This window comes from Chryseobacterium taichungense (assembly GCF_900109935.1).
Taxonomy (GTDB): Bacteria; Bacteroidota; Bacteroidia; order Flavobacteriales; family Weeksellaceae; genus Chryseobacterium; species Chryseobacterium taichungense.
The window spans coordinates 140,711-167,348 of sequence record NZ_FOBV01000002.1 but is presented as its reverse complement, the minus strand read 5'-3'; the positions used below and the strand labels follow the sequence as shown (position 1 = coordinate 167,348).

The 26,638-nt window shown below is 35.9% G+C and carries 20 protein-coding genes and 1 tRNA gene; 5 read left to right on the top strand and 16 right to left on the bottom strand.

The window, feature by feature from the left end; translation table 11 throughout:
* Positions 1 to 31 precede the first annotated feature (31 nt).
* Complete coding sequence (locus tag BMW64_RS04500; RefSeq protein WP_089998742.1) at positions 32 to 1,330, bottom strand: TlpA family protein disulfide reductase; 1,299 nt, start codon at positions 1,328 to 1,330, stop codon at positions 32 to 34.
* Positions 1,331 to 1,475: 145 nt separating this feature from the next.
* Entirely contained in the window at positions 1,476 to 2,006 is a 531-nt protein-coding gene (locus tag BMW64_RS04495; RefSeq protein ID WP_143052639.1) for a hypothetical protein, read from the bottom strand.
* 512 nt (positions 2,007 to 2,518) lie between these two features.
* Here BMW64_RS04495 and BMW64_RS04490 point away from each other — a divergent pair.
* Together BMW64_RS04490 and BMW64_RS04485 are read left to right on the top strand one after the other, a co-directional pair.
* Entirely contained in the window at positions 2,519 to 2,815 is a 297-nt protein-coding gene (locus BMW64_RS04490) for a helix-turn-helix domain-containing protein (protein WP_089998739.1), read from the top strand.
* 73 nt (positions 2,816 to 2,888) lie between these two features.
* On the top strand, positions 2,889 to 3,506 hold the full coding sequence (locus BMW64_RS04485) for a hypothetical protein (RefSeq protein WP_089998738.1): 618 nt from the start codon (positions 2,889 to 2,891) through the stop codon (positions 3,504 to 3,506).
* 147 nt (positions 3,507 to 3,653) lie between these two features.
* Here the strand turns inward: BMW64_RS04485 and BMW64_RS04480 are convergent, their stop codons facing one another.
* From BMW64_RS04480 to holA, 7 genes are all read right to left on the bottom strand, one after another.
* Positions 3,654 to 6,812: a DEAD/DEAH box helicase gene (locus BMW64_RS04480; RefSeq protein WP_089998737.1), complete on the bottom strand. Its 3,159-nt coding sequence runs from the start codon at positions 6,810 to 6,812 to the stop codon at positions 3,654 to 3,656.
* Between the two features lies 1 nt (position 6,813).
* Positions 6,814 to 7,605, bottom strand: coding sequence for a hypothetical protein (locus BMW64_RS04475; protein ID WP_089998735.1), 792 nt, complete (start codon positions 7,603 to 7,605; stop codon positions 6,814 to 6,816).
* 32 nt (positions 7,606 to 7,637) lie between these two features.
* Positions 7,638 to 10,721 carry a DEAD/DEAH box helicase gene (locus tag BMW64_RS04470; RefSeq protein WP_089998734.1) on the bottom strand — a complete coding sequence of 1,028 codons (3,084 nt, stop codon included), beginning with the start codon at positions 10,719 to 10,721 and terminating at the stop codon, positions 7,638 to 7,640.
* Between the two features lie 540 nt (positions 10,722 to 11,261).
* Complete coding sequence (locus tag BMW64_RS04465; protein WP_089998733.1) at positions 11,262 to 12,497, bottom strand: site-specific integrase; 1,236 nt, start codon at positions 12,495 to 12,497, stop codon at positions 11,262 to 11,264.
* Between the two features lie 251 nt (positions 12,498 to 12,748).
* Positions 12,749 to 12,836, bottom strand: a tRNA-Ser gene (locus tag BMW64_RS04460).
* A 231-nt stretch (positions 12,837 to 13,067) separates the two neighbouring features.
* Entirely contained in the window at positions 13,068 to 14,009 is a 942-nt protein-coding gene (gene trxB, locus BMW64_RS04455) for a thioredoxin-disulfide reductase (RefSeq protein WP_089998732.1), read from the bottom strand.
* 208 nt (positions 14,010 to 14,217) lie between these two features.
* Positions 14,218 to 15,255, bottom strand: coding sequence for a DNA polymerase III subunit delta (gene holA, locus BMW64_RS04450; RefSeq protein ID WP_089998730.1), 1,038 nt, complete (start codon positions 15,253 to 15,255; stop codon positions 14,218 to 14,220).
* A 7-nt stretch (positions 15,256 to 15,262) separates the two neighbouring features.
* On the opposite strand from holA, the gene BMW64_RS04445 reads away from it, so the two are divergent.
* Positions 15,263 to 15,694 carry a type I restriction enzyme HsdR N-terminal domain-containing protein gene (locus BMW64_RS04445; protein WP_089998729.1) on the top strand — a complete coding sequence of 144 codons (432 nt, stop codon included), beginning with the start codon at positions 15,263 to 15,265 and terminating at the stop codon, positions 15,692 to 15,694.
* A 387-nt stretch (positions 15,695 to 16,081) separates the two neighbouring features.
* Positions 16,082 to 16,825: a dienelactone hydrolase family protein gene (locus tag BMW64_RS04440; RefSeq protein WP_177175234.1), complete on the top strand. Its 744-nt coding sequence runs from the start codon at positions 16,082 to 16,084 to the stop codon at positions 16,823 to 16,825.
* A 79-nt stretch (positions 16,826 to 16,904) separates the two neighbouring features.
* Here BMW64_RS04440 and BMW64_RS04435 read toward each other — a convergent pair whose 3' ends face one another.
* The 6 genes from BMW64_RS04435 to BMW64_RS04410 form a co-directional block, all read right to left on the bottom strand.
* Entirely contained in the window at positions 16,905 to 17,276 is a 372-nt protein-coding gene (locus tag BMW64_RS04435; protein ID WP_089998728.1) for a cupin domain-containing protein, read from the bottom strand.
* Positions 17,273 to 17,800 (bottom strand): GNAT family N-acetyltransferase, encoded by a 528-nt coding sequence (locus BMW64_RS04430; protein ID WP_089998726.1) that lies wholly within the window; start codon positions 17,798 to 17,800, stop codon positions 17,273 to 17,275. The genes BMW64_RS04435 and BMW64_RS04430 overlap by 4 nt, the downstream gene beginning before the upstream one ends.
* A gap of 11 nt (positions 17,801 to 17,811) precedes the next feature.
* A complete protein-coding gene (locus BMW64_RS04425) occupies positions 17,812 to 18,417 on the bottom strand; it encodes a DUF2911 domain-containing protein (protein ID WP_089998725.1) in 606 nt (201 codons plus the stop codon).
* A gap of 205 nt (positions 18,418 to 18,622) precedes the next feature.
* Positions 18,623 to 21,802, bottom strand: coding sequence for a carbamoyl-phosphate synthase large subunit (carB, locus tag BMW64_RS04420; protein WP_089998724.1), 3,180 nt, complete (start codon positions 21,800 to 21,802; stop codon positions 18,623 to 18,625).
* Between the two features lie 308 nt (positions 21,803 to 22,110).
* Positions 22,111 to 23,184 carry a carbamoyl phosphate synthase small subunit gene (locus BMW64_RS04415; protein WP_089998722.1) on the bottom strand — a complete coding sequence of 358 codons (1,074 nt, stop codon included), beginning with the start codon at positions 23,182 to 23,184 and terminating at the stop codon, positions 22,111 to 22,113.
* Between the two features lie 303 nt (positions 23,185 to 23,487).
* Complete coding sequence (locus BMW64_RS04410) at positions 23,488 to 24,378, bottom strand: aspartate carbamoyltransferase catalytic subunit (RefSeq protein WP_089998721.1); 891 nt, start codon at positions 24,376 to 24,378, stop codon at positions 23,488 to 23,490.
* Positions 24,379 to 24,624: 246 nt separating this feature from the next.
* Between BMW64_RS04410 and BMW64_RS04405 the strand changes: the two genes are divergently transcribed.
* Entirely contained in the window at positions 24,625 to 25,086 is a 462-nt protein-coding gene (locus tag BMW64_RS04405) for an Lrp/AsnC family transcriptional regulator (RefSeq protein WP_089998719.1), read from the top strand.
* Positions 25,087 to 25,232: 146 nt separating this feature from the next.
* Here the strand turns inward: BMW64_RS04405 and argH are convergent, their stop codons facing one another.
* The gene (gene argH / locus BMW64_RS04400; RefSeq protein ID WP_089998718.1) at positions 25,233 to 26,537 is read right to left on the bottom strand and encodes an argininosuccinate lyase; all 1,305 of its coding nucleotides are present in this window, start codon (positions 26,535 to 26,537) and stop codon (positions 25,233 to 25,235) included.
* Positions 26,538 to 26,638 lie beyond the last annotated feature (101 nt).

Below are 26,638 nucleotides of genomic sequence, written 5' to 3'. Positions count from 1 at the left end.
TTGACGCTGGATAGATGACAGATAATTTTCATTATTGATTATCTTTAATGACCATCATCAATAGGTTTCGCTCTGCCGGGATCAGATCCAGATCATATTTTTGAAGTTCTCTCCTGAGGGTCGGGATATCCTTGATGCCGGAGACTTCCAGATCTACATTTCCGGTATAGCCGGTTTCATCGACAAAGATTTCTTTAATGGGAATTTCCCCATTCAGCATATTGATCATATTCCTAAGCGGTGCGTTTCTGAGGATGGATGGTGTCCGTGGAAAGGTGGAACGTTTTTCTCCGCCTTTGCTCGCCATTTTGTCCTTCTGACTTGTTCTTACCAGCACCAGGCATTGTACAGGTCTCTTTTCCAGCGTTACCCTATAATCCGAATAGCGGTTGATATCTTCCAGCATATATTGATAAAGCGCATCAGCCTTACTTTCGGGAATAATGAATTCGTAGTTATAAAGATTAGAGGTATCATTGGAACCATCTGCTTTTTGTTGAAGCATCAAACTTTTGGGGTCTTTAACCTCAATGAGCATTCGTTTACCTGTAAAGGATTCTTGAGAATTATGTCTGAACAATTCAAAACCGATAGCATAATACATATCCCAAAGAGGAAGGTTGGTAAATTGTCTTCCATTGATCGTTCCTGATGGTGTGGTTCGGAATGTTCCGCCGGAGCCAATGTCGGGAATGGAGCCTTTGGCAAAGAACGAATAATTGAGAAGCTGGATATTCTTCTGACGGTCATAATCCTTGGAAAGCATCAAGGGACGTTTTCTGTCCATCTGGATAATGGTTTGCAATGAAGATTGCTTTCCATCGAGAATCTCATTGATAGTTTCTTCGGTGAGCTGCGTGGCATCGGTTGTACTGAGTAGCCTTCCATCTTTGATCCAGATGATAAAGGGGACGCCGGCGTGTGGAAAAAGCTGATGGAAATAGGAATCGTTATAAACGGAGGTTAGTGTATTAAACTTCCTTCCGTTTTGGGACGCAGAGAATTTATCCAGTTCCGGCTTATCCTGGTTGCTTACCGGGAGTATCCTGATCCTGTCCCCGAACTTCTGCTGCAAAGAAGTGATTTTCGGGAGATTCATCAGGCAGGCACTGCACCAGGTGTTCCAGAAGTCTATTAGAATTAATTTGCTTTTATCCTGTAAAAGATTTAACGTTTTCTGTGAGTGGTTGACCACGGAAAGAGAGGTTGTCCAGAAATTTTCGGGTAGAGGTTCTCCGACTTTAACAGACTTGTTCTGGGCAAAGGATGTGCTGGCTGCTACTAGGGTAAAAACAAGGGACAGGATTCCCCTGCAAAAGATATTTTTCATACTTTTGAATAGGTTTTTAATAATTATTAATCACTGATTATGCTCTTTCCGTTTGGTCGCCAAACTCTTGCGGAAAGGGCTTTCTTATTTTAATGGTGTAAGTTCTATGTACTGTTTTCCATTCTCTGATTTTTACTCTTAATGGTTATTGATTCTTTTGGATTCTTCTTTCGAGGATAAGGTGTGCCGCATCCAGCATTTTCGTGAGATAGATATAAGTATTGACAAGGTTACTCTCGCCAGCATTTTTAAATACACCCATTGAGAAATAGACTGCAATGGCTATATGATAGTCGAAATCTTTGATGCTGTATTCTGCAAAAGCCTTTCTAAATACCAGGGTTGGGTTTAGATATTCCTCATCCGAAAGGGAAGCCTGAATTAATGATGAACGATTCTCAGGAGGTATGGTAATCGACCATTTCTCTTCCTTCAGCCTGATAGCATAGCACGCCCGCACGAAGGATCGTAAGGCCTGATGAAAATGGAAAATCTTCGACGAATCCTCATTGATCGCCGTTTTCTTTTTCCCGGCATAGATCATAATCTTGTTGAGCATCTGTTTGGCGGTGACCAGGTCATTAAAATGGAAGAAGGATTCAATAAGTTTTACCCCGGAATGCTTCCTGCTGCCGGACCAAAATCGGGCCTCAAAGTCTATCCTTTTATTTTTCAATCGTTGTTGTTAGGTTTTATGACCGCATAGGAGGAAGCCTTGGAAGTCTTTCTCACGAAGCTCCCTGCCCATACAAGCCAAAAATTAATATGAATGAAAATGTGTCCCGTGAAAGCTGTAAAGCCACAATGGTTGCGCTGCCATTGTATCTGTCCTAATCTGATACTGTATTTTGTAAAAGCAGCTTAGAGAATTGTAGAGATAGCGGACTACATAGGAAAATAAAACGGCGTGGAACTCTACATTATCCAATTCGGGGCACTGGTATACCTTTGACACAGATAAGAGAGCCCACGCCTAGGTCGTGAGCTTTCTGCTTATCGTCTCGTGTCATAAAATTACCAGTTTTCGAATTGAGATTCTAAGCAATAGCTTCTAATATTTCGTTGAAGTATCGCAAAATTACGTTTCAGTAATTTATTTTACAAATATAATAAAAATTTTTAAATCGTTCGCTATAGCGAACGGTATTTTTCTTTTTAATCTTTTCTTTTGATAAAGATTATTATGAAATGCAAAATAAAGAAGTTTTGAATACAAAAAATACACTTGTTAATAAGCACTTGTGTAATTTTATTGAAAGTAAATTTCTACGTGAATATCGTGACCAAGACGGTAAGGTAATAACACAAAATAAATATGCAAAAATGTGTGGAATCACTTCATCAACAATCTCAAAGTTGAAATTAGAAGAAGGGTATAATATTCCAATGTCTACAATTTATAATATACTACGCCACGAGCGTTATTCATTAGAAAAATTCTTCAAAGAATTTGAAAGTGCAAAAGGTATAAATATTCCAGATTAATCTTAATGAAAGTTGGTATTTTCTATTTACACATTTAGCATAGCCAGAAATCTTATTAGCAATTTTATAAGAAATGGATCGTTTAATTGAAATTTATAAATCCTTATCTTTTCTTTTCACGCAAATAAAATTAACAATTCTCTGTATTGAGGAATGTATAAAAAACCATTCGGAATTAAGTAAAATAGAATTTGATGAAAATTTTTATAATGAACCTGGATTTTCAATGGCTTCAAGAGCAATTTTATCAAATCATTGTTTAATACAATTCAAGTCATTTTTAGATGAATATAAAAACTTCAATGAAAGTAATTTTGATAAAAAGTATGCTGAATCGATAAGAAAAGTGCGAAATATCAATCAATACGGAATTAAACGAATTAGTAAATGGAAAGATTTAGAAAAATTCAGAAATGACATTCTCGCACATAATTTTAGAGCAAATAAGAAATCATTTTTTAATAATCCGAATAATGAAGTTTATGAATACTTAATTCCAGATTCTTTAAATGAAAAAAAAGTTTGTTTGATGATTATGCAAAAAATATGTTTGAATATAATGAATGAATTCCCTGAAGTTATAACACATTCGAATGTAATTTATTATAATATAGGTATGAATTTAAAAATAAACTTTGACAGCAAATTGGACTTAGAAGAGGAAATTAGATTAATAAATGAAAATATGTAATGTAATGTTGTCAATTAAATGTAAAATCTGTACAAATTTTAATTTATTGTCTTTTATGAAAAAACATAACTATATGATTAGGGGTCATTTATTCTAAAATATGTTTAAAAAACAACCTGAAAGTTAATCAATATAACAAACAACTAATTATTTAAATTCATTATTATATAACAAATGAGTCTCAACACGCATTAATAATTTGTTATTTTTCTTATAAAATAATTTTAATGAATAATCAAAGCCTTCTCTTATACAACTCGCTAATACTCTAATATCCCAAGGGATATTTTGTTTCCCCTCCTCTTGATTAGCTTTTTCTGTAAGAACCATTGATAACAATCCAAAACCAAAACTTAGCTCGGGAGCAAGTCGATTAACAAAGTTTCTGGCCTTGACTAAATAGCCCGTATTATCTGCTCGACTGACATCAGGAATTTTATCATTTAACTCATTTAAAGGAATTCCTTGAACATAGTATTTTAGGATATCTGCTAATATTCCGATTTTAGAAAGTACATCTGAAACTGAACTTTCTGATTTCAAACCAATTGATTTCTTTATTTGATCTATTGTAGACTTTTTGGTAAATATTTTTTCGATAAAAACTTCGTTAGTACTTATCCACTCAAAAAACCAATCAATGAGTTCAGTAATAGATTTTGAAAGTAGATTTTCTATTCCTCGTTGTTCAATCGCATTTCCTAACTCATAAATTATTAATGGTTCAACTCCAGTCTTAATTCCAATTTCTTTTTGCCATAAATATTCTTCAGATAAATTATATAATTCATTAATTCTGTCTAATAGTCTTCGAACTTGCATATTAAATTGTTCACTTTTACCATTATTTGCTGCTTTATAAGCATAAAACGATTTATTTAACAAATTTTTAGTATCAATATGTGAAATATTCTCGGGCTTAAACCTATATAAAATATTTTTTTGGTCAACAGTCAAATCTTCATTATTTTCTTGCATTGTATCTAAAAAATATTCCAGTGGGTCTTCAATCTTAAGACATTGATCACCTTTCGAAAATACTTCGTTTTTTAAATCCCACCACCTATCGGAAATTGTAGAGTCTTTGATTGTAACTATATCTCCTGGAATTAATATTACCGCTCCCTGCGAAGAAAGACCAGCCCTTCCAGCTCTTCCAGCAGCATTTAATAATTCGTGAGGATTTACCCTTTGTCTATTTTCTCCATCTTCATCGAAACGATCATCACCAGCAATAATAACGATTTCTGCAGGTAAATTAATGCCTTGAGCTAATGTTGCTGTTGCAACAAGTGCAATCGCACCATTCGTAGATTTAAAATAATTTTCAATTAAAGTTCTTTCTAACGGTAATAATAAACCATGATGTACTCCTACATTTTTACAGTCAGTAAAAAATGAATGTTTAAAATCTCCCAATTCAATACGAATACTTTCTATTAAATCTTGGTTACGATGAATATATTCATCATAACTATTTTCTCTATCATTAAGAGCTTCAGCAATAGTGCGTGAAGTTGAATTAGTTATTCTTGGATCATCAACGAAGACAAGTGTTTTGAGACCTAAATTAGAAAAATGTATTGCAAGCATTGCAGCAACATTATTTCTATTGCTTGTTAGTTGCCACCAATTATTAATTCCCAAAAACACACTATGACTAAGAACTTGGGATCTAAAATAATCATCGTTATTATCAGTTTCCCAAACATTTTTTAAACTAAAAAAGCATAAAGCATCAATAATTAATTCTCTTCTAAGTTTTGCAGGTGGAGCTTTAGTAACAGCATTCTTTCTTTGTTGTTGAATTTTTCTATTTAAATTTAAAATTTTATCTTCATCGAATACTAAGCACCCATGTAGTTGACGAGTTGGTTTCCATGTTGAATTAAAAACCTTGCACTCTTTTTTTGTAATTTGTTTTACCCAAGAAGCTATTTCATCTCCGTTTTCAACCATTGCAGATATGAGAAGATAATCAGCATGAGAAGCCAATGTAAACACTGATAATAGACAATACATTGCATCAATCGACCTTCTATCTTTTTTAATATCCGTGCCATGTATTAGGTGAAACTCATCGAAAATTACCAGTCCAACACTATCAAAAAACTCGGGATTAATATTTAGAAAAGTTAAGCATCGTTCAGGAGTCATAACTAGAATTGGAAAACTCTCTATTTCCTCAAAATCTGTATATTCACCACCAAATTTAATATTGATAGGTTCAAATTCATCAAATAATTTTCTTAAATTTCTATTGACCTGATCTTCTAAAGCGTGCGTAGGAACCAAATAGATTACTCTTCTTCCAGAATAAAGACATGATGCTATTTTCAATTCGGATAAAGTGGATTTACCAGCTCCCGTAGGAAGTGTTAGAACTGCTGATATACCAGGGGTCAGGAAGTCAGTTTCTACAGCATCTTTATGATTTTCCCACAAATAGGGACGGTCTTTAGCCAACTTTGATAGGAAATCGTACCAAGAGTGGGGATCTACACCCGTTGGTGGTGGAATGTCAATGACGGCTCTATTAAAAATATCCTCTTCCAGTATTTTTAGTAATTTTGCAAGACGATAAGGTCCTGAAAAAATGTTCCTCTGGTCAAAAATATCCGGGGCTGATATGGAAAGTTCAATTACTCTATCGAAATGGTTTTGTTGTTCATCGTTAAATTGGCCAACTAGTCTTTTAGCTATATTTATGATACCAAGTCCAAGTTCTCGCCATAAATAATTCAACGCTGTCTGCTGAAAGTCTTCTTGTATAACCTCATCTTCATTAAAATTACTATCCGCTATTTTTGATAGTTTTCCAGTCGCTAAAGAAATTATACAGGAAATTAATCGCTGTTGTACTAAGTTTTCGCTGTGTATTTCTGTGATAGAAATAGCTGTTTCAGCAGCATCGGCTTGACTATTACCAATTAAAAAAAGAACTGTTGCTGCGATATAGGACGATATTGAATCTACCTCTAAAAGAGCCTCATTTTGTTCATTAATTAATCCCATCTTATGGATAAGATTATTCGCAGTACCTGCCACAAAGGCGACTGACTCTTTCTGCTCGTGTTGAGGGAAGGTTAGCAATATGGTCTCCAGATTATTTGCTAACTTTCTAAGAAGAGTTAAACCCGAAACAAGATCCTCATCTTGAAAATTAATTGTCCCATCAACAACCTGACGTCTTAAACTGACTATTTGAGCATAGATTCTTGTTAAGTCTTGAGGAAGTCTATCAATATCAATATCTCCAATCGTCGGTATATCTTTTATTTTTTGTTCTGTAGCACTATTATACATTTTAAGACTTTTTGGATTCTAAATAATTGACAACCTTATCTGAAAAGTCCTGCATCCAATTTCTCATATCATCAAGATATATCGTTGCACCGCTTCTTCTAGAACTAGTCGGTCCTGAAACATAGTCATCGTAATTCTTAAACAATCTACGCCTTCCTCTAAGAGATTGGTGAGAATCTTCTCTAGTAATACCTATTCTATACATTCTCAAATCAGTATTATAAATATCATTTTGTACGCTTTGAAAAACAGCTCCTGCATCTAAATGTGCAATTAGACTTGATAAAACACTAATCAACGCAGAATCCTTTTTACCATCTTCGAAACCTTTAAACTCTGGAAAAACTTGTTCTCTAATAGTATCTCTGGGATTTGCAGTACACTTATCTTCAGTTATTATTATTTTATCGATTGTGTTATCTGGTTTTAAAACAATGCTTAAGCCATCAATTCCATGCTGAGCAGGAGCAAAATGAGGATGCTGGGTGTGATAATTACTTCCCAAATTTCTATGAGCTAAAACCAACCATGAAATCATTTGAAATAACCAACCATCTCTATGAATCACATTTACATCTTCTGTAACGTTAAGTTTCTCAATCGCAAAATCTATAATTCTATTTGATGGTGTCGATGAAGATGAAGAAAGTGAGTTGATAATATTTAGTATGTGGAAATAATGTCCGAGAACTAATTCACCTACGTATTCTGCTAACAAATCCTTATTCGCTATTTCATATTCATAGTCTATTACTAAATCTGAACAATCAGTATCAATTAGGTTAAATGGCATAGTTATATAATTATCACTTTATTATGTAGTCTCTATTCTTCATACAATGGAATCTCGGGTAATGCTGATATTTCCGATTGTACCTGTATGTTTTGTTCAATTTTAAATTTTGCTTCTTCGATTTTATCAAGAGAAAGAACGCTTAATAAAACTTGTTCATCAGCATTAACAAACTGATCTATACTACTAATTCCTCTTTTTGATAGTTCAAGGTATTCTCCCCGGTTCAATGTTCTACCTAAAACTTCAGCTAATTCTCTGATTGAAGATGGAATACCCAATTCTAATCTCAAAAGTAGTTTTAAGACTTTATCACTCAAGTTCAGTTCTGGGTGTAATATCTCTGCTATGCTGGTGACTATAGGTAAAATATCACAAGTTCTGGCAACTACAGCTCGTATTGCCCCAGCTGAAGATTTATCAAAATAGTGTTGCATCAATGTAGCTTCGATCTCAGCAAGTTGTTTGTCTGTAATCCAAAGCAGACAAGAAATGGTTTTTTTATATTTTAATGTTGTATCTATTTGATCTTTTGAATGATTTGAAAATGCGTTTACTAATTGTGTAGGTATTCCTTGAGCGTGAACGGCATTTAACCATGTTTGGGATTCCTTAAAAATTCCTTTCCGATTTATGGGCATATATACTTGCTCCAATTCTTTAGAAAGCTGAGTAATGCCTAATAACACCGGACTCGAAAGTTGACTTGAAGGGATTTGTTTCAATACACTAATAATACGAATAATAGATTCAACCTCAATACCCGAATCTCCAACTATTTTGCCAATTAGAGTTGTCTGAAAATAACCATCGCTATTCATTTTTATCAGTTGATGATGTGTCAACTCAGTCAATGCATTGATAATGTCATTTTGATTCCAATCCCAGCCGTCATATTTTATTTTCTCTTGATAAGCTCCAAAACTTTCTGTCAGGAATCCAATAATATTCTCCTGACTCATACCTATTTGAGATTTGGACGCAGAAAGCACTCTCAGCACTAAAGATCTGCAATCTGTATCTTTTGAAACAAAATTGGATTGCATGTCTTCCGGTTTTCCTAAAATGTAATCCTGCCAATAAGTATGTTCGGCTATAGACGTTAGTGCAACTAAGAAGGAGTATCCCCTCTCGGCAAATCCTAAACGCCCAGCTCGACCAATAATATTTTTATACTCTGAAATGGAATAGGGAACATTTCCAGGATGTGTCAAACCTGAAATAATTACTGCTTCTGTAGGAGTATTGACACCCATTGCTAAAGTTGTTGTTGCTGCTATAACTCGTAAGCCAGACTCTTTATTTCTGAACTGATCTTCGATAACAGATCGCTCGTCCGGATCAAGATCGGAAATATGAAAAGCAATACCTTTGTTTAATACTTGCCTTAATTTCTGAGTTGCGGTTGACGGATCTCTTTGAGGTAATAACTTTATGGTCTCAGACGCAGGTGCTAACTCTAAATTATTGGCAAGGTACATCGCACAAGCCTGTGCCTCTGACTTCGTTTCTCGAAAAACGATTACATTTTTACCTTCGTTTACCAGTTTTTGAACTAACGGAATAATAATGTCTTGACCCGAACCTTTTCTAAATTGCGGCGTCATTAGATTTATCGTTTTTTCCTCACCAGTGTCAGATTCAATATATCTAAAATCACCATTAGACTTTATAATACCCTCATTTAAAGGAACTGGTCTTTCTGTGTGCAGCAATAAACGTCCTCCTAACCATCTCTCCAATCCGTTCAAATCACCGATAACTGCTGATAAAGCAATAATTTGAGGTTCAATATCTTCTTTACGCTTGAGCTTCAATAGTGTGAGTAGAAACTCTAGGTTTACACCCCTGTTTTTATCTGCAATCATTTGAGCCTCATCAACAACGATAGTGCCTATCTGATTAAGTATATATGGATTAGCCAAGACAATGGCGGAGAATTTTTCGTAGGTCATTAAACAAACATCATATTGCCCCTTCATCAATGGAGTTATATCATCTGTACTACTTTCGCCTGTTGCTTTGATTGTTTTGATATCAAATGAGCCGTACATTTCATTAAAATGCCTTAATTTGTCATTTACTAATGCTTTTAACGGAAGAAGAAATACAGCTCTTTTTCTTTGTGTAACTCCATATATAGCAGCAAGCTCTCCTACCATTGTTTTACCTGAAGAAGTAGGGGCAGATACTATAAGGTGGCTACCATCCAGAATGCCATAATCATTAATCGCATCTACTTGTAATTGATTTAGAGAGGGTATTTTTGACTTCCACACATTCAAGATACCAACTGGAAATCCAAACCCTAATAGAGAATCGATATTTGAATCTGCCAATGCAAAATTTCTTTCAGGAAAGGCTTCTTTATATAATTTTCCAGGTTTGAATATAGGAAAACTGATCTCTTCTATTATTTGCCCCAAAAGCATCGGATTCTGTTCAGCGCCTAATTGTCCTGCTGAATTTTTTACGCTTGACGTGACATATTCCAACAGACGATAGATGCCTATTTTATTGTCTTTTCTTACTTCATCGGCACCTTGTAATGCTTCGAGAAGGTGGTAAGTTAATAAACCATGACCAAGTTTTCCGTTTTCCCACGCTGGTTCAGTAGCTTTAGAAGCTGTTAGGATAACCCGACCACTCCCTGAAAACTGCTTTATCAGATCTTCTCCCGATCTTAATTCCCTCGAAGCAAAATTTACTTCCAAAGCTTTAGTCCCCATTCCTCCAGAAAAACAACAATCAATGATACATATCAATTGCTTTGCAGGAATGTTTTTAAACCATCCTGCCAAAGTATCCAATGATATAGTGGTTGAGCCTATATCATTAATGTTTGTATCGTAGGTTACTAATTCGTGCGTTGTTGTTCCATGTCCAGAAAAAGAAAATATTACTATATCATCCTCTGAACAGGTTGATAGTTCTTTAATTCTGTTTTCTATTGAGTTTCTTGAAGCATTTTCATCGTACATCAAATGAAAATCTCCCTGAAGATTATCAGAAAACAAAGAATATAAAGCAACTGCATCTCTTTTTGCACAAGAAAGCCAGTTAATAGAAGGAGATTGAAATCTATCAATACCTATGAATATGCCATGTATTTGCATCACTTATAGTTTTTGATAACAATATTATTATTCATATTCATTATTAAAAGTTTTAATTCTGGAAATTATCAATTGATTGTTAAGTTTATTAACAAATATAATCAAATAACATTTTTTTTATTAGGGAAAACCGTAAAATATTGAAACTATATCATTATTCATAAAAATAAACAATTACAAGAGGTGACTGTTCAGTTAATTGATTTTAAATTTTTGTTTAATAGCAAACAAGTTTTGAAAAAAATACTTTAAAATTCTCAATATCCTCAACACCATGTTAACAGCTGGTTATTTTGAAAATTTTACATGTTTTTGTAATTTTATATTTTAGTTTAAAACTATTGCAATGATTTAATATTTTACTGGATATAAATGTAATTTTTAGATACAAAGGTTTAGAAGGCCTAGAGCATTTTTTATAAGAGTTAATTGTAAAGTTGTTTGAAATGAATGTTAATATGCTTAGAAATAAAAATCTCTTTTAAAACCACAGCTTTTTCAGTTGGGATTTTTAGACTAAATTGAAAATTTTAAATCCATTTACAGTAGACGGTTTGTTTTTTTACTATGAAGTTTTCCTCTTAAGACCGCCATATCATCACTCACTTTTTTATCCAGAATCTTCGCATAGTGCTGAGTAGTCTTAATGTTCGTATGCCCCAGCATTTTACTAACACTTTCAATAGGAACACCATTGGATAAAGTAATAGTTGTAGCAAAAGTATGTCTTGCTATATGGAACGTCAAATCCTTATTGATTTCACATACACTCGCAATTTCTTTAAGGTAAGAATTCATCTTCTGGTTGCTTAGGACAGGAAACAGGACATCCGAATTGACACATTGCGGATGGTTCTCATACTTTAAAACCAGCTCCTGAGCCACTGGCAATAAAGGAACTCTGGTTGATGTATCAGTCTTTTGACGGTGGGTAAAAATCCATTGATCACCATCAATTCCGACGTTTATGTTAGATTTTGACAGTTGCTTGACATCCACATAAGCCAGGCCAGTGTAGCAGCTGAAAAGAAAGATATCGCGAACTTGGTTCAATCGGTCAGATGCAAATTTCTTTTCGTAGATCATCTGTATTTCTTCTTTGGTAAGATATGGACGCTCCACCTCTTTGATCTTTGCTTTATAACCAAGAAAAGGATCTTTCGTGATCCAGCCGTGCGCCAAACACAAACGAATGATCTTTTTGAAATTTTTGAGGTATTTAACGGCTGTATTGTTTGCGCATTTACGCACACTGCGCAACCAGAAATCATAATCACTGATAAAACCGTGATCGATTTGCGTGATGTCAATATCAGAAACTTTGTATTTCCAACTAATGAATTCCTGCGTATGTTTTAAAGAAGTTTTGTAACGTTCTAATGTTCCTGGAGCAAAATCCTGACCGACCAAAGCTTCCACTTTGTCATTATGCTCTTGGAATATCGGAATAAGCATTCTTTGCTCAATATCAGTTCCAAGCAGTTTAGATTTTAAACTCTCTGCAGTTACAAAGTTTTCTTCTTTCAGCATCAGGTAGTGGAAATCGTAAACTTTCTGTTCCAAAGTTTTAAGATAGAGATTCAGTGTTTTAGCTTCTTGCGAATTACCCAATGCCTTGTGTGCTTTAACATCCCATTTCTTCGGATCGATATACCTTTTAGCAGCAATGTCTGCTGCTTTGCCGTCTATCGTAATTCGTAAGTAGATGGGAGCGGTTCCGTTTGTTCTGATCTTGTTCTTTTTGATAAAGAATAGCAGGTTGAATGTTTTGTTCATTGTGTGATAACTTTAATGGTTTAATAATTTACTTTTTGTTACCACTTTTTGCAAGATGTACAATCGTTAGACTGCCTATTGGTCGGGCTTTCCTTGATTTTTCGTGACCCATTTTTGTGATTTTTTGAATGGGACACGAAATAGGACATATAAATCGTGACCTATTTTGATTTTTTTTGATACAGAGCCAAAACAAAAAACGCTGTAAACATCGATGTTTACAGCGTTTTAGCTTATTTTGGTTTCTAACCTGGCGGAGAGTGAGGGATTCGAACCCCCGGACCTGTTACAGTCAACAGTTTTCAAGACTGCCGCAATCGACCACTCTGCCAACTCTCCAGAAACTCCGATGATATCGTCGTTTTCAGTGGTGCAAATATAGAATGTTTTTGTGTATTGCCAAAATATTTATGAAACAAATTTTAACAAATCTAATAATATACTATAAATCAGAATGATTATTTTTATACTTCAGCTTATATGCTTTCTGCAAAAGGTTTCCTAAATTTAATACGAAAAAAAACGCACTTCAAGAAATGCGTTTTGTATAATTTAAATTTCAATAATTAATTAATGTAACTCAGCTAAATACTTTTCAGCATCCATCGCTGCCATACATCCGCTTCCTGCAGCGGTGATAGCCTGTCTGTAAATATGATCCTGAACATCTCCTGCAGCAAAAACTCCAGGAAGATTGGTTCTGGCAGAGCCCTTTTCAGTGAGAATATAACCATTTTCATCAAGATCAATCTGTCCTACGAAGATATCCGTATTCGGCTTGTGACCGATAGCAATAAAAATTCCATCTACATCAATCGTAGAGGTTTCATTAGTCTGATTATTGATCACTACAGCTCTTTCCACCAAACTATTTTCACCTTCAATGGCTATCAGTTCGTGATGAAATTTCACTTCAATATTTGGAGTATTTTGGACCCTGTGAATCATTGCTTTAGATGCTCTGAATACATCTTTTCTTACCAGCATAGTAACTTTTTTGCAAAGTTTGGCAAGATAAGTAGCTTCTTCCGCTGCCGTATCCCCCGCCCCTACTACAACCACGTCTTTTCCCTTGTAGAAAAAACCGTCGCAGGTAGCACAAGCTGATACTCCTCCGCCTGCATATTTTTTTTCATCATCAAGCCCTAAATATTTTGCTGTAGCACCCGTGGAAATAATTACTGTTTTTGCAAAAATTTCTTTATTGCCTGCATATAATTTGTGAATTCCGCCAACTTCTTTAGAAAATTCAACCTTTGTGATCATTTCGTAATGCACTTTTGTATCGAATCTTTCTGCCTGCTTTTGCAAATCCATCATCATTTCAGGACCTGTAATTCCCGCCGGATACCCCGGAAAGTTATCAACTTCCGTAGTTGTAGTAAGTTGACCACCCGGTTCCAAACCTGTATACAGTTCAGGTTTCAAATCTGCTCTTGCCGCATAAATTGCTGCTGTAAAGCCAGAAGGCCCAGATCCAACGATCACACAATCTAAAATGTTTTGCTCCATAATTTCTTCTCAAAAAGATGTTAAAATTTACGTTTGCTAAGTTCGTAATTTTTAAGTTTTATTTAAAGTTATTTTAATGATACTTGTCAATATTTAATATGTGAATGATCAATTGTCAACGGTAAATGGTCAATTGTGAATTTGTTACTGAATTTTTTTCAATATCCCTTGACAAATGAAATGAATTGACAGTTCATCATTCACTTTTTCACACTTTCATCTTGATTTTATCGACATTTATAATCTTGTAAACCAGCTCTTTAATAAGTTCCGCTTCACTCATATTCACAGCGCCTAATCCTTTCCCCTTCATATCAAATTCACGAAGAATTGAGATTACTCTCGTCGCATGTTTTAAAGGATAAAGTCTTGCCGATTCAGCATAATCTTTAATAAAATAAGGATTCACCCCCATCTGTGCGGCAATGGCCTGTGGCGACTGACCAGCCATTGTGTTGTAAATAATGACGTTGGAAAAATAATTATATAAACTTGCCAACATCATCACAAAGGGATTATTTTTTGGATTTTTACCCATGAAATGAGCAATTTTAAAAGCAGCATTGGCATTTTTAGTTCCTAATGCTTTCTGCAGTTCAAAAACATTATATTCCTTGCTGATTCCGATATGATCTTCCACTATTTTTCCGTCGAGGGCTTCACCCGGCTTAAGGATGATCTTCAGTTTGTTCAGTTCATTGGCGATCCTGGAAAGGTCGTTTCCGAGATATTCTGCGAGCAAATGGGAAATATTTGGTACCGTTTTGATGTTTAATTTTATACATTCATCGGCAATCCATTTTGGAAGATTGTTTTCTTTTACGGATTCACTCAGAAACAAAGCATTTGCCTTATCGAGGGCTTTTGTCGCTTTTTTACGGCTATCAAGTTTTTTATGTTTGTGGGCAAAAACGAGTACTGTAGAAGGTACGGGATTTGTCACATAGGCTTCGAGAATTCTGTTTTCTTCTTCATTTAGTTTTAAATCCTGCGCTTCCTTAACAATAATCACCTGCTTGTCTCCCATCATCGGAAACTGCCTTGCCAGTGAAAGAACTTCCTGATAAGAAGTATCTTTTCCGTAAACTACCGTCTGATTGAATGCTTTTTCATCTTCATTCAAAAAGTCGTGCTCGAGTGCTTTTACAGCAAGATCAATAAAGTAAGGTTCTTCTCCATGAAAAAAATAAATCGGTAAAACTTCTTTATTTTTAATATTTTTGAGGATTAAATCTAATTCTTTCATCTTATAAATGGAACTTCCAAAACTGAATTTTCAGGAAACTTTTGATTTTAAATTCAAGAAAGACAAAGATAAGTTTTTTATTTATGATTTGGTTCGTAAAACTTACCTTTTGCTTACTCCTGAAGAATGGGTGCGCCAACACTGGATTCATTATTATCTTACTGTAAAAGCTTATTCTGCTTCTGCTTTAATCACTGAAAAGAAAATCGTTTTGAACGGTTTGACTAAGAGAATTGATTTATTAGTAACAGAAAAAACCGAGCCCGTTATTTTAATTGAATGTAAAGCTCCGCAAATTAAATTGACTGAAAAAACGTTTGAGCAAACGGCAAGATATAACTCCATCGTTGGAGCGAAAGAAATTATTTTAACGAATGGTTTACAGCATATTAATGCGTATTATGAAAACGAGCAATATCAGTTTTATAAACGGGATTGATGGAGAGAATAGGCTAAGGTTAAGGCTGAGGCAAGGTTGAGGTTGAGTTAAATAATGCTCTGGAATATTTTACTTTTATGGTGTTAATTATTTTTTTTAATTTAGATTGTTGAGTTGATATCGTCTATGATGAATGGCAAAAAGTAATATATTGCAGACTTCCCTAGCCCCGATTGAGCGGTTTGTTTGAGCTCTTTCCGTGTATCGGCGGCTCCGCCCGCCGATACACGGAAAAGCGAGTAGCGAAAGCGGGAAATTGCTCCTTAAAAAAATAAATAAATACAATTCAACGAAGTCAAAAAGCTTCAACTAAAAATATATGTTGCTTTCCATGTAATCGAAGTGCTCCAAAAAATAAAAATAAAAGTTCAAATTAAATTACAAAATATGATACGTACAATTTTACTTGCAGGAATTCTGATGACTTCAGGAAAATTCTTGGGTCAGAATTTAAAACCTGTTGCTTATCAGGACGGTTCGCAGAAACTGAATGGCCTGGTAACTTCCAATGCCGGAAAAAAATTACCGGGAGTGTTGATTCTTCCCGCCTGGAAAGGAATTGATGATGAAGCAAAAACCGCAGCGAAAGAACTTGAAAAACAAGGTTATATTGCATTTGTTGCAGACATTTACGGAGAGGGAAATATTCCTACTGATAATGCAAGTGCTGCAAAAACGGCAGGTTTCTATAAAAAAGATTATGAAGCCTATCAGAAAAGAATATCGCTGGCTTTGGAACAGCTGAAGAAAAACGGAGCAATCCCAGATAAAATTGCAGTAATCGGATATTGTTTTGGTGGAACGGGAGCTTTAGAATCTGCGAGAGGAAGCCTTCCTGTGGTGGGTGTAGTTTCTATTCATGGAAGTATTGGAAAAGATCAGTCAAGGAAAAACGGACCGATTTCTACTAAAATTCTAGTTGAAAATCCTGCTGATGACCAGGGTGTAACGCCTGAAGATTACAATAATCTGATTAAAGAGATGAATGAAGGAAATGCGGATTGGCAAATCATCACATACGCCCATTCAAAACACACTTTCACGGATCCGAAGTCACCGGATTATAATCCTGTAATGGCAAAAAGAGCTTGGAATCATACATTGATGTTCCTGAAAGAAATTCTGAAATAGTGTAACAATGTAAAAATGTAACAGTGTAGCAATAATGAGATTAAATTGTTATACTGTTACATTTTTACATTGTTACATTTTAATCCACCCCTTCTTCTTCCCTATGCACCGACTCCATGGAAAATGCGGGAAGGCAAATAGAAATATATTCACATTCTTGCTGAAACGGATTGCTGTAGCGGATTCTTGCCCCTTTCTCAATTAAGATACTCTGCCCTTTTTCCAGAACGACCGTTTCACCGTCGATTTCGAACTGCTTTTTTCCTGAAATAATGAGGGTAAATTCATCAAATTCGGGAGTCTGATACGGCTCGCTCCAGCCTGCAGGTGCGATCATGTGTGCGATCGAAATATCGGAATTTCCTGTGGAGTTTCCCCAGTGTTCTTCAATCAGCTTTCCATCTGTCGTTGGGACAATAAATGGTGATTGTTGGATTTTAAATTTTTTCATAACCAGTTTTCTTTTTTGATTTGGTATAAGATGTTTATTTTGGAAGGTTCTCCGAAATATGCAATTTCAAATTCACCCTTATTTTCTGCATTCAACCGTTCCATAGCTGTGCGGGAGCGGATATTGTCTTTTCCGACATGGAAATAAACGAGATCTACGAATTGAAATATATAATCCATCATCAGCTTCTTTATCTGCGGATTGATTCCTTTCCCCCACGATTCTGTTCCATAAAAGGTGTAGCCTATAAAAATACTGTTTTCCTTTTCATTATAATCATAAAAACGAGTGCTTCCCAATGTTCTGCCTGTAGATTTTTCAACAACCTTAAAAGCGCCGGCACTTTCCATAGCGCCTTTAAAAAAGATCTCAAACACTTCTTTTTGGTACCGGTCTTTATTAGGATGCTGTTTCCAGACTTCGGGATTGGAGGCGACTTCATATAAAGACTCAAAATCCCCTTGCTGTAAGGGGATTAATTGATATTGCTGATTTTCTAATATGGTCTGAATCGAGAAATTCATTTTCGTGTCGCCTAGCTTTTTGTTTTGGCAGCGTCAGCTTCTATTTTTTTGATTTCCTTTAGTTTATCTGCAATCTTAGTTACTGCATCAGGACTTGATGGTTTTAAAGCCACTTCGGCTTGCGCCATATCCCATTTCAACACAAGATTTGCAGAATTTTCACCTGTCGGGTTAAGGGTAATTTCAAACCACTCCTGTTTGTCTGCAAGTTTATTTACCGGAACAGTTACATCTACAACATCCTGCTTAGGGTCATAAGTATAAGCTCCCCACTGCTGGAAATCTTTATTTAAGATCACTTTCCATTCTTTTTCTGTAGGAACGATAAACAAGCCGTATGTTCCAGCCTGAACGATTTTTCCTCCGAAATTTACTGATTGTCCGAAAGTAATTTTCGTGGATGAGTTCGCTCCTGCTCTCCAAACCTGACCGTAAGGAACAAGTTCTCCGAATATTTTGCGCCCTTTCACACCTGGTCTTCCATAGTCAATTGTGATTTTAGACATGGAGAACTGCTGCTCCACTTTTTGGCGCGGACTAACCGCCGGCACTGAATAATCCTGTGCAAAACTTAATGCTGATGCTGATATGCAAAGTGCAACTATTATCTTTTTCACTTTTTAAAAAATTTTGTCTAAAAATACGAAAACAAGTGCAGAAAAATGTTTGTTTAGGATGATAAAATTTTGTTAAAACAGTTCTAAAAAGGTTAATAGATCTTCATTTAATATTTGGTGAACTCTGGAGCCGGAACTTTATCTTATTTTGAATAAAAAACGCACCTTTAAAAGATGCGTTTTAAATATATTTTAATCCGAAAAATTACATCGTCTCCATTTTGAAGCTCATGCTTTCGATAACTTTCAGGATAGCTTCAACCGTATCCATGGATGTTAAACAAGGAACACCGTTTTCCACACTCATTCTTCTGATCTGGAAACCGTCTCTTTCTGACTGTTTTCCTTTCGTCATGGTATTGACAACATATTGAACTTTTCCTTTTTGAATAAGGTCGATGAGATTTACACTTTCTTCTCCGATTTTATATCCGATTTTACAAGGAATTCCTTTTTCTTCGAAGAATTTTGCTGTTCCTTCCGTTGCCCAGATTCTGAAACCAACTTCATGGAATCTCGCCGCCAGATCAGCCGCTTCCTGCTTGTGCTTATCCGCTACCGTGAATAAGATCGAGCCATGCATCGGAACTTTTCTTCCTGCTGCAACCAATCCTTTGTAAAGCGCTTTCTCCAATGTTGTATCTTTACCCATAACCTCTCCTGTAGACTTCATTTCAGGGCCTAAAGAAATGTCAACTTTCGTTAGTTTTGAGAAAGAGAATACCGGAACTTTTACGAAAACACCTTCTTTATTCGGAATCAATCCGCTTTCGTAGCCTAAATCTTTCAGCTTCTGGCCTAAAATTGCTTTTGTAGCCAAATTCGCCATCGGAACTTCCGTAATTTTAGATAAGAAAGGAACTGTTCTTGATGAACGTGGATTTACCTCGATTACATATACATTTCCTTCAAAAAGAACGTACTGGATGTTCATTAATCCGATCACGTTTAATCCTTTCGCCAACCTCTTTGTATAGTCCACTAAAGTTTCGATTTCTTTTTGTGAAATATTCTGTGGAGGATATACCGCAATCGAGTCACCGGAGTGAACTCCCGCTCTTTCGATGTGTTCCATAATTCCCGGAATGATTACTGTTTCCCCATCACAGATCGCGTCGATTTCAACCTCTTTTCCAACCATGTATTTGTCAACCAAAACCGGGTGTTCAGGACTTGCTTCTACCGCATTTTCCATGTAGTGCGCCAGCTCTGTTTCTGTGTATACAATTTCCATGGCTCTACCTCCTAACACGTAACTCGGACGAACCAATACCGGATAACCAATTTCGTTGGCAATTTTTATTGCTTCTTCTTTTGAAGTGGAAGTTTTTCCTAAAGGCTGCGGAATCTGCATTTCCTGAAGCCCTTTTTCAAACTTATCTCTATTTTCGGCTCGGTCAAGATCTTCAAGAGATGTTCCTAAGATCTGAACTCCATGAGAAGCCAATTTATCTGCTAAGTTGATGGCTGTTTGACCTCCAAACTGTACCACAACACCTTTTGGTTTTTCCAATTCGATGATGTTCATTACATCTTCTTCCGTTAAAGGCTCGAAGTATAATTTATCTGAAATGGAGAAATCTGTAGAAACCGTTTCAGGGTTGTTGTTGATGATGATTGCTTCGTAGCCCATTTCTTTGATCGCCCAAACTGAATGAACAGTCGCGTAATCAAATTCAACACCCTGTCCGATTCTTATCGGTCCTGAACCAAGAACAATGATTTTTTCTTTATCCGAAACTACACTTTCGTTTTCTTCTTCGTACGTTCCGTAGAAATATGGCGTTTCAGATTCGAATTCTGCGGCACAGGTATCAACCATTTTGTAAACCGGCATTATTCCGTTTTCTTTTCTGAAATTGAAAACTTCTCTTTGTGTAACATCCCAAAGCACAGCAATGTTTAAATCTGCAAAGCCCAGTTTTTTAGCTTCTAAAAGAATTTCTTTGTTGAATTTATTGTCAGCAATCGTTTTTTCGAAGTCAATTAATTTTTTGATTTTCCAGATGAAAAATTTATCGATTTTGCTCCATTCTACGATCTGCTCCCAGTCGTAACCTCTTCTTAATGCGTCACCGATGATGAACAATCTTTCGTCATCACAAACTTTGATTCTTCTTTCGATTTCTTCAGCTGTTAAAGCTGCAGCCTGTTTTGTTTTTAAGCCGATATGTCTGATTCCGGTTTCCAGAGAACGGATCGCTTTTTGTAAAGACTCTTCGAAGTTTCTTCCAATCGCCATTACTTCACCCGTCGCTTTCATCTGGGTTGATAATCTTCTGTCTGCTGTTTCGAATTTATCGAATGGGAATCTTGGGAATTTAGTAACTACATAATCCAAGGCCGGCTCGAAACAAGCGTATGTTTTCCCTGTAACCGGATTCATGATTTCGTCAAGCGTTAAACCTACCGCAATTTTTGCAGCGATTTTTGCAATTGGATAACCTGTTGCCTTTGATGCTAAAGCTGATGAACGGGAAACCCTCGGATTCACCTCAATGATATAATAGTTGAATGAATGTGGGTCTAATGCCAACTGTACGTTACATCCGCCTTCGATTCCTAAAGCTCTGATGATTTTCAGTGAAGCATTTCTCAACAACTGATATTCTCTGTCAGAAAGTGTCTGAGAAGGCGCCACAACGATTGAATCTCCTGTGTGAACTCCAACCGGATCTATATTTTCCATGTTACAAACCACAATTGCATTGTCGTTTGCATCACGCATTACTTCGTATTCAATTTCTTTGAAACCTGCGATCGACTTTTCAATAAGACATTGCGTAACAGGACTATGCTTTAATCCTAATTCAGCAATCTCCTTTAACTCAACCTCGTTGGAAGCGATACCACCTCCTGTTCCACCCATGGTGAAGGCTGGACGAACAATTACAGGATATCCGATATTGTCAGCAAAATTCAATGCTCCTTCTACCGTATTTACGATATCCGATTCAGGAACAGGCTCATTTAATTCTCTCATCAATTCACGGAACAGATCTCTGTCTTCCGCTCTGTTGATCGCTGAAAGTTTCGTTCCCAAGACCTCAACTTTGCATTCTTCAAGAATTCCTGATTTTTCCAATTCTACCGCCATGTTCAGACCAGTTTGTCCTCCCAAAGTTGGTAAAAGTGCATCCGGGCGTTCTTTTCTGATGATATGACTTACAAACTGAAGTGAAATCGGCTCGATGTATACTTTATCTGCGATTTCAACATCCGTCATAATCGTTGCAGGGTTTGAGTTAATCAAAATTACCTTGTAACCTTCTTCTTTCAAAGACAGACAAGCCTGCGTTCCTGCGTAATCAAATTCTGCCGCCTGACCGATGATGATTGGACCTGAACCGATTACTAAAATTGTTTTTATGTCGTTTCTTTTCATTTTTAAATTTATCCTTTTGTTAGTGTTGAACCCTTCCGGGTTCTGATGATGGTTGTTTAACCATTTTCATGGGGTTCACCGTTTTCCATAGGTTGCACCTACGGCTATTCATATTGAATCCTTCGGATTCATTGAATTCTGATATTTAATTTCAGCAGCGAATTGCACGCAGCCCGACTTGAGCGGAAATCCTTTTTTGCCATCCTGCTTGTTCTACTTTAGCTGAAAAGTTCTGCAAAAAAGATTGGGAGTCCTTCGACTTCGCTCAGGATAAACTACAGGCGGATTAAGCTGCCCAAATTAATCTTCTACTTTTTAAAATCTTCCATTAACTGGATAAAATCATCAAACAAATAATTCGCATCTTCCGGACCTGGACTAGCTTCCGGGTGATACTGAACGGAGAAACAAGGGTGAATTTTATGCTTCAGTCCTTCGTTGGTTCTGTCGTTCAATGCAATGTGCGTTTCAATTAAATCTGTATTTCTTAAGCTTTCCTGATCTACAGCGTACCCGTGGTTCTGAGACGTGATGGCCACTTTGTTTTTCTCTAAATCCAACACTGGGTGATTTCCTCCTCTGTGTCCGAATTTTAATTTGAATGTTTTTGCTCCACAAGCCAGACCGATTAATTGATGTCCTAAACAGATTCCGAAAATCGGAACTTTTCCTAAAATTCCTCTGATCATTTCCAGCGCCTGTTGGTTATCTTCCGGGTCACCAGGACCATTGGACAACATTACTCCATCAGGATCCATCAGTAAAATTTCCTCTGCCGTTACATCCTGAGAAACTACCGTGATATCGCAGTTTCTTTGAGACAATTCTCTAATAATCCCTAATTTGGAACCGAAATCTACCAATACCACTTTTAAACCTCTTCCCGGATTTGCATAAGGTGTTTTTGTAGAAACCTGCTCTACCTGGTTTGTAGGGAAGCTTGTTGATTTTAATTCTGCAACCACCGTGCTTTCATCGGCATCAGCGTTTACGATTTTTCCTTTCACAACCCCATGATTACGAAGAATTCTTGTTAGTCTTCTTGTATCAATTCCTGAAATTCCTGAAAGGTGTTTCTTTTTAAATAATTCATCTAACGTAATCTGAGTACGGAAATTGGATGGCAGATCACAAAGTTCTTTTACAATAAGACCTTTAATTGCCGGCTCAATACTCTCATAATCATCTCTATTAATCCCATAGTTTCCGATAAGCGGATAGGTCATACACACAATCTGACCGCAATAAGACGGGTCGGAAATAAGTTCCTGATACCCTGTCATTCCGGTATTGAAAACCACTTCTCCTGCCGTTTCCAATTCTGCTCCGAAACCTTCTCCATGAAATACTTCACCGGACTCCAGTATTAATTTTTTCTTCATTTTAAACTTTTATCTCTTATTATTTTATTCTTAATCTTTTTAAACCACCCCGTCAAAAATTCTTTGAATTTTTGCCACCCCTCCCAGAGGAGGGGAATTCACTCGTGGCTATTAACAGGTCGCTCCTACGGAGCTCGGATTATTACTCCTTTTTATTCCATGGGTTGCACCCACGGCTATTAATAGGTCGCCCCTTCGGGGCTTTGTAACCTTTATGTTTTTTTCCACGGGCCTCACCGTGGCTATTAACAGATCGCCCCTCCGGGGCTTGCTAACTTTTACTTTTCTCTTTTACCTTGGTTCTTATTTAAAAGTATAGCCTTCCTTCTCCAGAGCTTCTTTTAAAATTGCCATTCTTGCGAAAACGCCATTCTGCATTTGTTTGAAAACCCTTGAACGTTCGCATTCCACGAGATCCGTATCAATTTCCACACCTCTGTTGATCGGCGCCGGATGCATGATGATCGCATCTTTTTTCATGGCTTTTTCTCTTTCTTTAGTTAAACCATATTTTCTATGATACTCGGAAGCAGAGAAACTCATTTTTGCGTCGTGTCTTTCGTGTTGAATTCTTAATAGCATTAAAACATCAACTTCAGCAATTAATTCATCTACGCTTAGATATGTCCCATTGATTAATGCTCCTTCGTCAAACCATTGTTCGGGGCCGGAGAAATATACTTTTGCTCCTAATCTTCTCAACGCTTCTGAGTTTGAATTGGCTACCCTGCTATGCTTAACATCTCCTACAATTCCGACTTTTAAGCCTTCGAATTTTCCGAATTCCTGATAGATCGTCATCAGGTCAAGCATGCATTGAGACGGATGGTTTCCTGTACCGTCTCCCCCGTTGATTATCGGAATTTTTATATTTTTTAATTCATCAAAATATCTGTCTTTTTTATCTCTGATTACAACAAGATTCACTCCTAAACTCTCAATGGTCTTTACAGTATCGTACAAGCTTTCTCCTTTGTTTACAGAGGAATTTGAAGCATCAAAAGGCACTACCTGCAAGCCCAGTTTTCTTTCTGCAATATCAAAGCTCGTTTTTGTTCTGGTACTGTCTTCGAAAAAAAGATTCGAGCAAAAAACTTCTCCTTCAATTTTGGCCGTTTTTCCATTCGCAAAAGCTAAAGCTTCTGTCACTATTCTGTTGATTCTCCCGGTGCTTAGTTCTGTAATCGTAAACATAACATTTTAATTTTTTTACAAAAAAAAAGCGAAGAAAATATCTTCGCTTAAAATAAATAAATATCGTAAAGGGCGCTATCGCCCGGTAATTCTAATGATATAAATACTGTGTTATTCATTAGGTGCAAAGATACAACAATTTTACAAACTGACAAAACCAAATTTCATTAATATTAAAATACCATGATTTTTAAATAATTTTAATTTTTAAATACTATTTTTGTTACCATTCAACGTTTATATAATATGGATTTAAAAGACAAAATGATTCTCAGCATTATTCAGGAAGACTCTACTTATTCTGTGAAAGAAATTTCAGAAAAGATCGGCCTTACTTTTACTCCCACCTATGAACGCATCAAGCAGCTGGAGAAAAACGGAATTATCGAGAAATATGTAGGGCTCTTAAACCGTGAAAAATTAGGACTTAATATTGTTGTATACTGCAATATCCGACTCAAAGAGCAATCACAAAAAGTTCTGGAAACATTTGAGAAGAATATTGGCAAATACGATGAAGTTCAGGAAATTATAAGTCTTTCCGGGGAATATGATTACATGCTGAAAATTATTGCGAAAGATATCAATTCATATAATGATTTCGCGGTAAACGTTATTTCAAATATTCCTAATATCGGGCAATATCACAGTTCTATCGTGCTTCACGAGGTAAAAAAATCTACTAAGTTTAAGATTGATTTGGATTAAAATTAAATTGAACCATTAAGGTTTTATTTAAGGAATTAAGAATATTTAAGATTCGAAAGCGAATAATAAAACAGTAATTAAAAATCTATAGATTTTTCTTAATTAAGCTTAACTTCTTAATAGAAATCTTAATGGTTTAAAATAAATCAACCCAATAATTTATTTTTCAGTTTATTAAACTGATATTCTATTTTATCTAAACACAAATTCCCAATACTTCCCTGATGGGTATGGCTAAGATTTCCAATTTCAAAATCAAATGCACCCTTTTCAATCTCCTGCCCTACTTTTATATAAGCATCACGGAATGAACTTCCATTTTTCACTTCTTCATTGATTTTTTCTACACTGAAAAGATATTTATACTTTTCATCCTCAAGAATTCCATCTTTCACCTGAATATTCGGTAAGGTATAATTTAAAATTTCCAGACATTCTTTTAAGGAATCAATAGCAGGGAAAAGAATTTCCTTTGTCAGTTGCATATCCCGATGATAGCCTGAAGGAAGATTGTTCGTCAACAAAATAAACTCATTTGGCAAAGCCTGAATTCTATTGCAACGCGCGCGAACCAACTCAAAAATATCCGGATTTTTCTTGTGAGGCATAATGCTGCTCCCAGTTGTAAATTCTTTGGGAAAGATTATAAAATCAAAGTTCTGGCTTAAATACAGACAAACATCATAAGAAAATTTGCTTAAAGTTCCCGCCAAAGTTGCCATGGCCATCGACAACATTTTTTCAGATTTCCCACGCGTCATCTGAGCATAAACGGAATTATAATTCATCGACTGAAAGCCTAAATTATAGGTTGTACTCTCACGATCAATTGGAAAAGACGAACCGTAACCTGCTGCCGAACCTAACGGATTTTTATTAATGATATTTTTAACCGAAAACAACATTTCCAGATCATCCAACAACGCTTCTGCATACGCTCCAAACCACAATCCAAATGAGGATGGCATGGCAATTTGTAGATGCGTATAACCCGGAAGCAAAATATGTTTATGCTGTTCTGCTAGTTTGATTAATATCTGAAAAAATTCATCTGTCAGTGCTGTAATTTTACGAATTTCATCCAATAAATACAGTTTAATATCCAACAAAACCTGATCGTTTCTGGAACGTGCCGTATGGATTTTCTTTCCGGTATCTCCTAATTTTTGAATTAAAATAGATTCAATTTGCGAATGAATATCCTCAGCATTTTTATCGATTTCAAAATTTCCGTTCTCAATTTCTTCCAAAATTTCAGTTAAAACAGACAACATCTGTTGTGATTCTTCATCGGAAATAATTCCGACTTCTGCCAGCATCTTACAGTGCGCCATAGAGCCTTTAACATCATATTTTGCCAAGCGTTCATCAAAGTCAAGATCTTTCCCGACTGTAAATGTATTGACTAATATGTTTGTGGCATTATCGTCTTTCTGCCATATTTTTTTCATAAAATTTTCTTTTTTTGATGGAAGCTGGGTGCTGGAAGTTTACTACCAACTGCTTTATCTTCCTTTTTTATTTAATTTATAATCTTATTTTGTCATTCCGA

Coding starts and splice junctions, on each gene's coding strand:
- BMW64_RS04500 (WP_089998742.1), bottom strand. CDS start 1,330: ATGAAAAATATCTTTTGCAGGGGAATCCTGTCCCTTGTTTTTACCCTA.
- BMW64_RS04490 (WP_089998739.1), top strand. CDS start 2,519: ATGCAAAATAAAGAAGTTTTGAATACAAAAAATACACTTGTTAATAAG.
- BMW64_RS04485 (WP_089998738.1), top strand. CDS start 2,889: ATGGATCGTTTAATTGAAATTTATAAATCCTTATCTTTTCTTTTCACG.
- BMW64_RS04480 (WP_089998737.1), bottom strand. CDS start 6,812: ATGTATAATAGTGCTACAGAACAAAAAATAAAAGATATACCGACGATT.
- BMW64_RS04475 (WP_089998735.1), bottom strand. CDS start 7,605: ATGCCATTTAACCTAATTGATACTGATTGTTCAGATTTAGTAATAGAC.
- BMW64_RS04470 (WP_089998734.1), bottom strand. CDS start 10,721: ATGCAAATACATGGCATATTCATAGGTATTGATAGATTTCAATCTCCT.
- BMW64_RS04465 (WP_089998733.1), bottom strand. CDS start 12,497: ATGAACAAAACATTCAACCTGCTATTCTTTATCAAAAAGAACAAGATC.
- trxB (WP_089998732.1), bottom strand. CDS start 14,009: ATGGAGCAAAACATTTTAGATTGTGTGATCGTTGGATCTGGGCCTTCT.
- holA (WP_089998730.1), bottom strand. CDS start 15,255: ATGAAAGAATTAGATTTAATCCTCAAAAATATTAAAAATAAAGAAGTT.
- BMW64_RS04445 (WP_089998729.1), top strand. CDS start 15,263: ATGGAACTTCCAAAACTGAATTTTCAGGAAACTTTTGATTTTAAATTC.
- BMW64_RS04440 (WP_177175234.1), top strand. CDS start 16,082: ATGATACGTACAATTTTACTTGCAGGAATTCTGATGACTTCAGGAAAA.
- BMW64_RS04435 (WP_089998728.1), bottom strand. CDS start 17,276: ATGAAAAAATTTAAAATCCAACAATCACCATTTATTGTCCCAACGACA.
- BMW64_RS04430 (WP_089998726.1), bottom strand. CDS start 17,800: ATGAATTTCTCGATTCAGACCATATTAGAAAATCAGCAATATCAATTA.
- carB (WP_089998724.1), bottom strand. CDS start 21,802: ATGAAAAGAAACGACATAAAAACAATTTTAGTAATCGGTTCAGGTCCA.
- BMW64_RS04415 (WP_089998722.1), bottom strand. CDS start 23,184: ATGAAGAAAAAATTAATACTGGAGTCCGGTGAAGTATTTCATGGAGAA.
- BMW64_RS04410 (WP_089998721.1), bottom strand. CDS start 24,378: ATGTTTACGATTACAGAACTAAGCACCGGGAGAATCAACAGAATAGTG.
- BMW64_RS04405 (WP_089998719.1), top strand. CDS start 24,625: ATGGATTTAAAAGACAAAATGATTCTCAGCATTATTCAGGAAGACTCT.
- argH (WP_089998718.1), bottom strand. CDS start 26,537: ATGAAAAAAATATGGCAGAAAGACGATAATGCCACAAACATATTAGTC.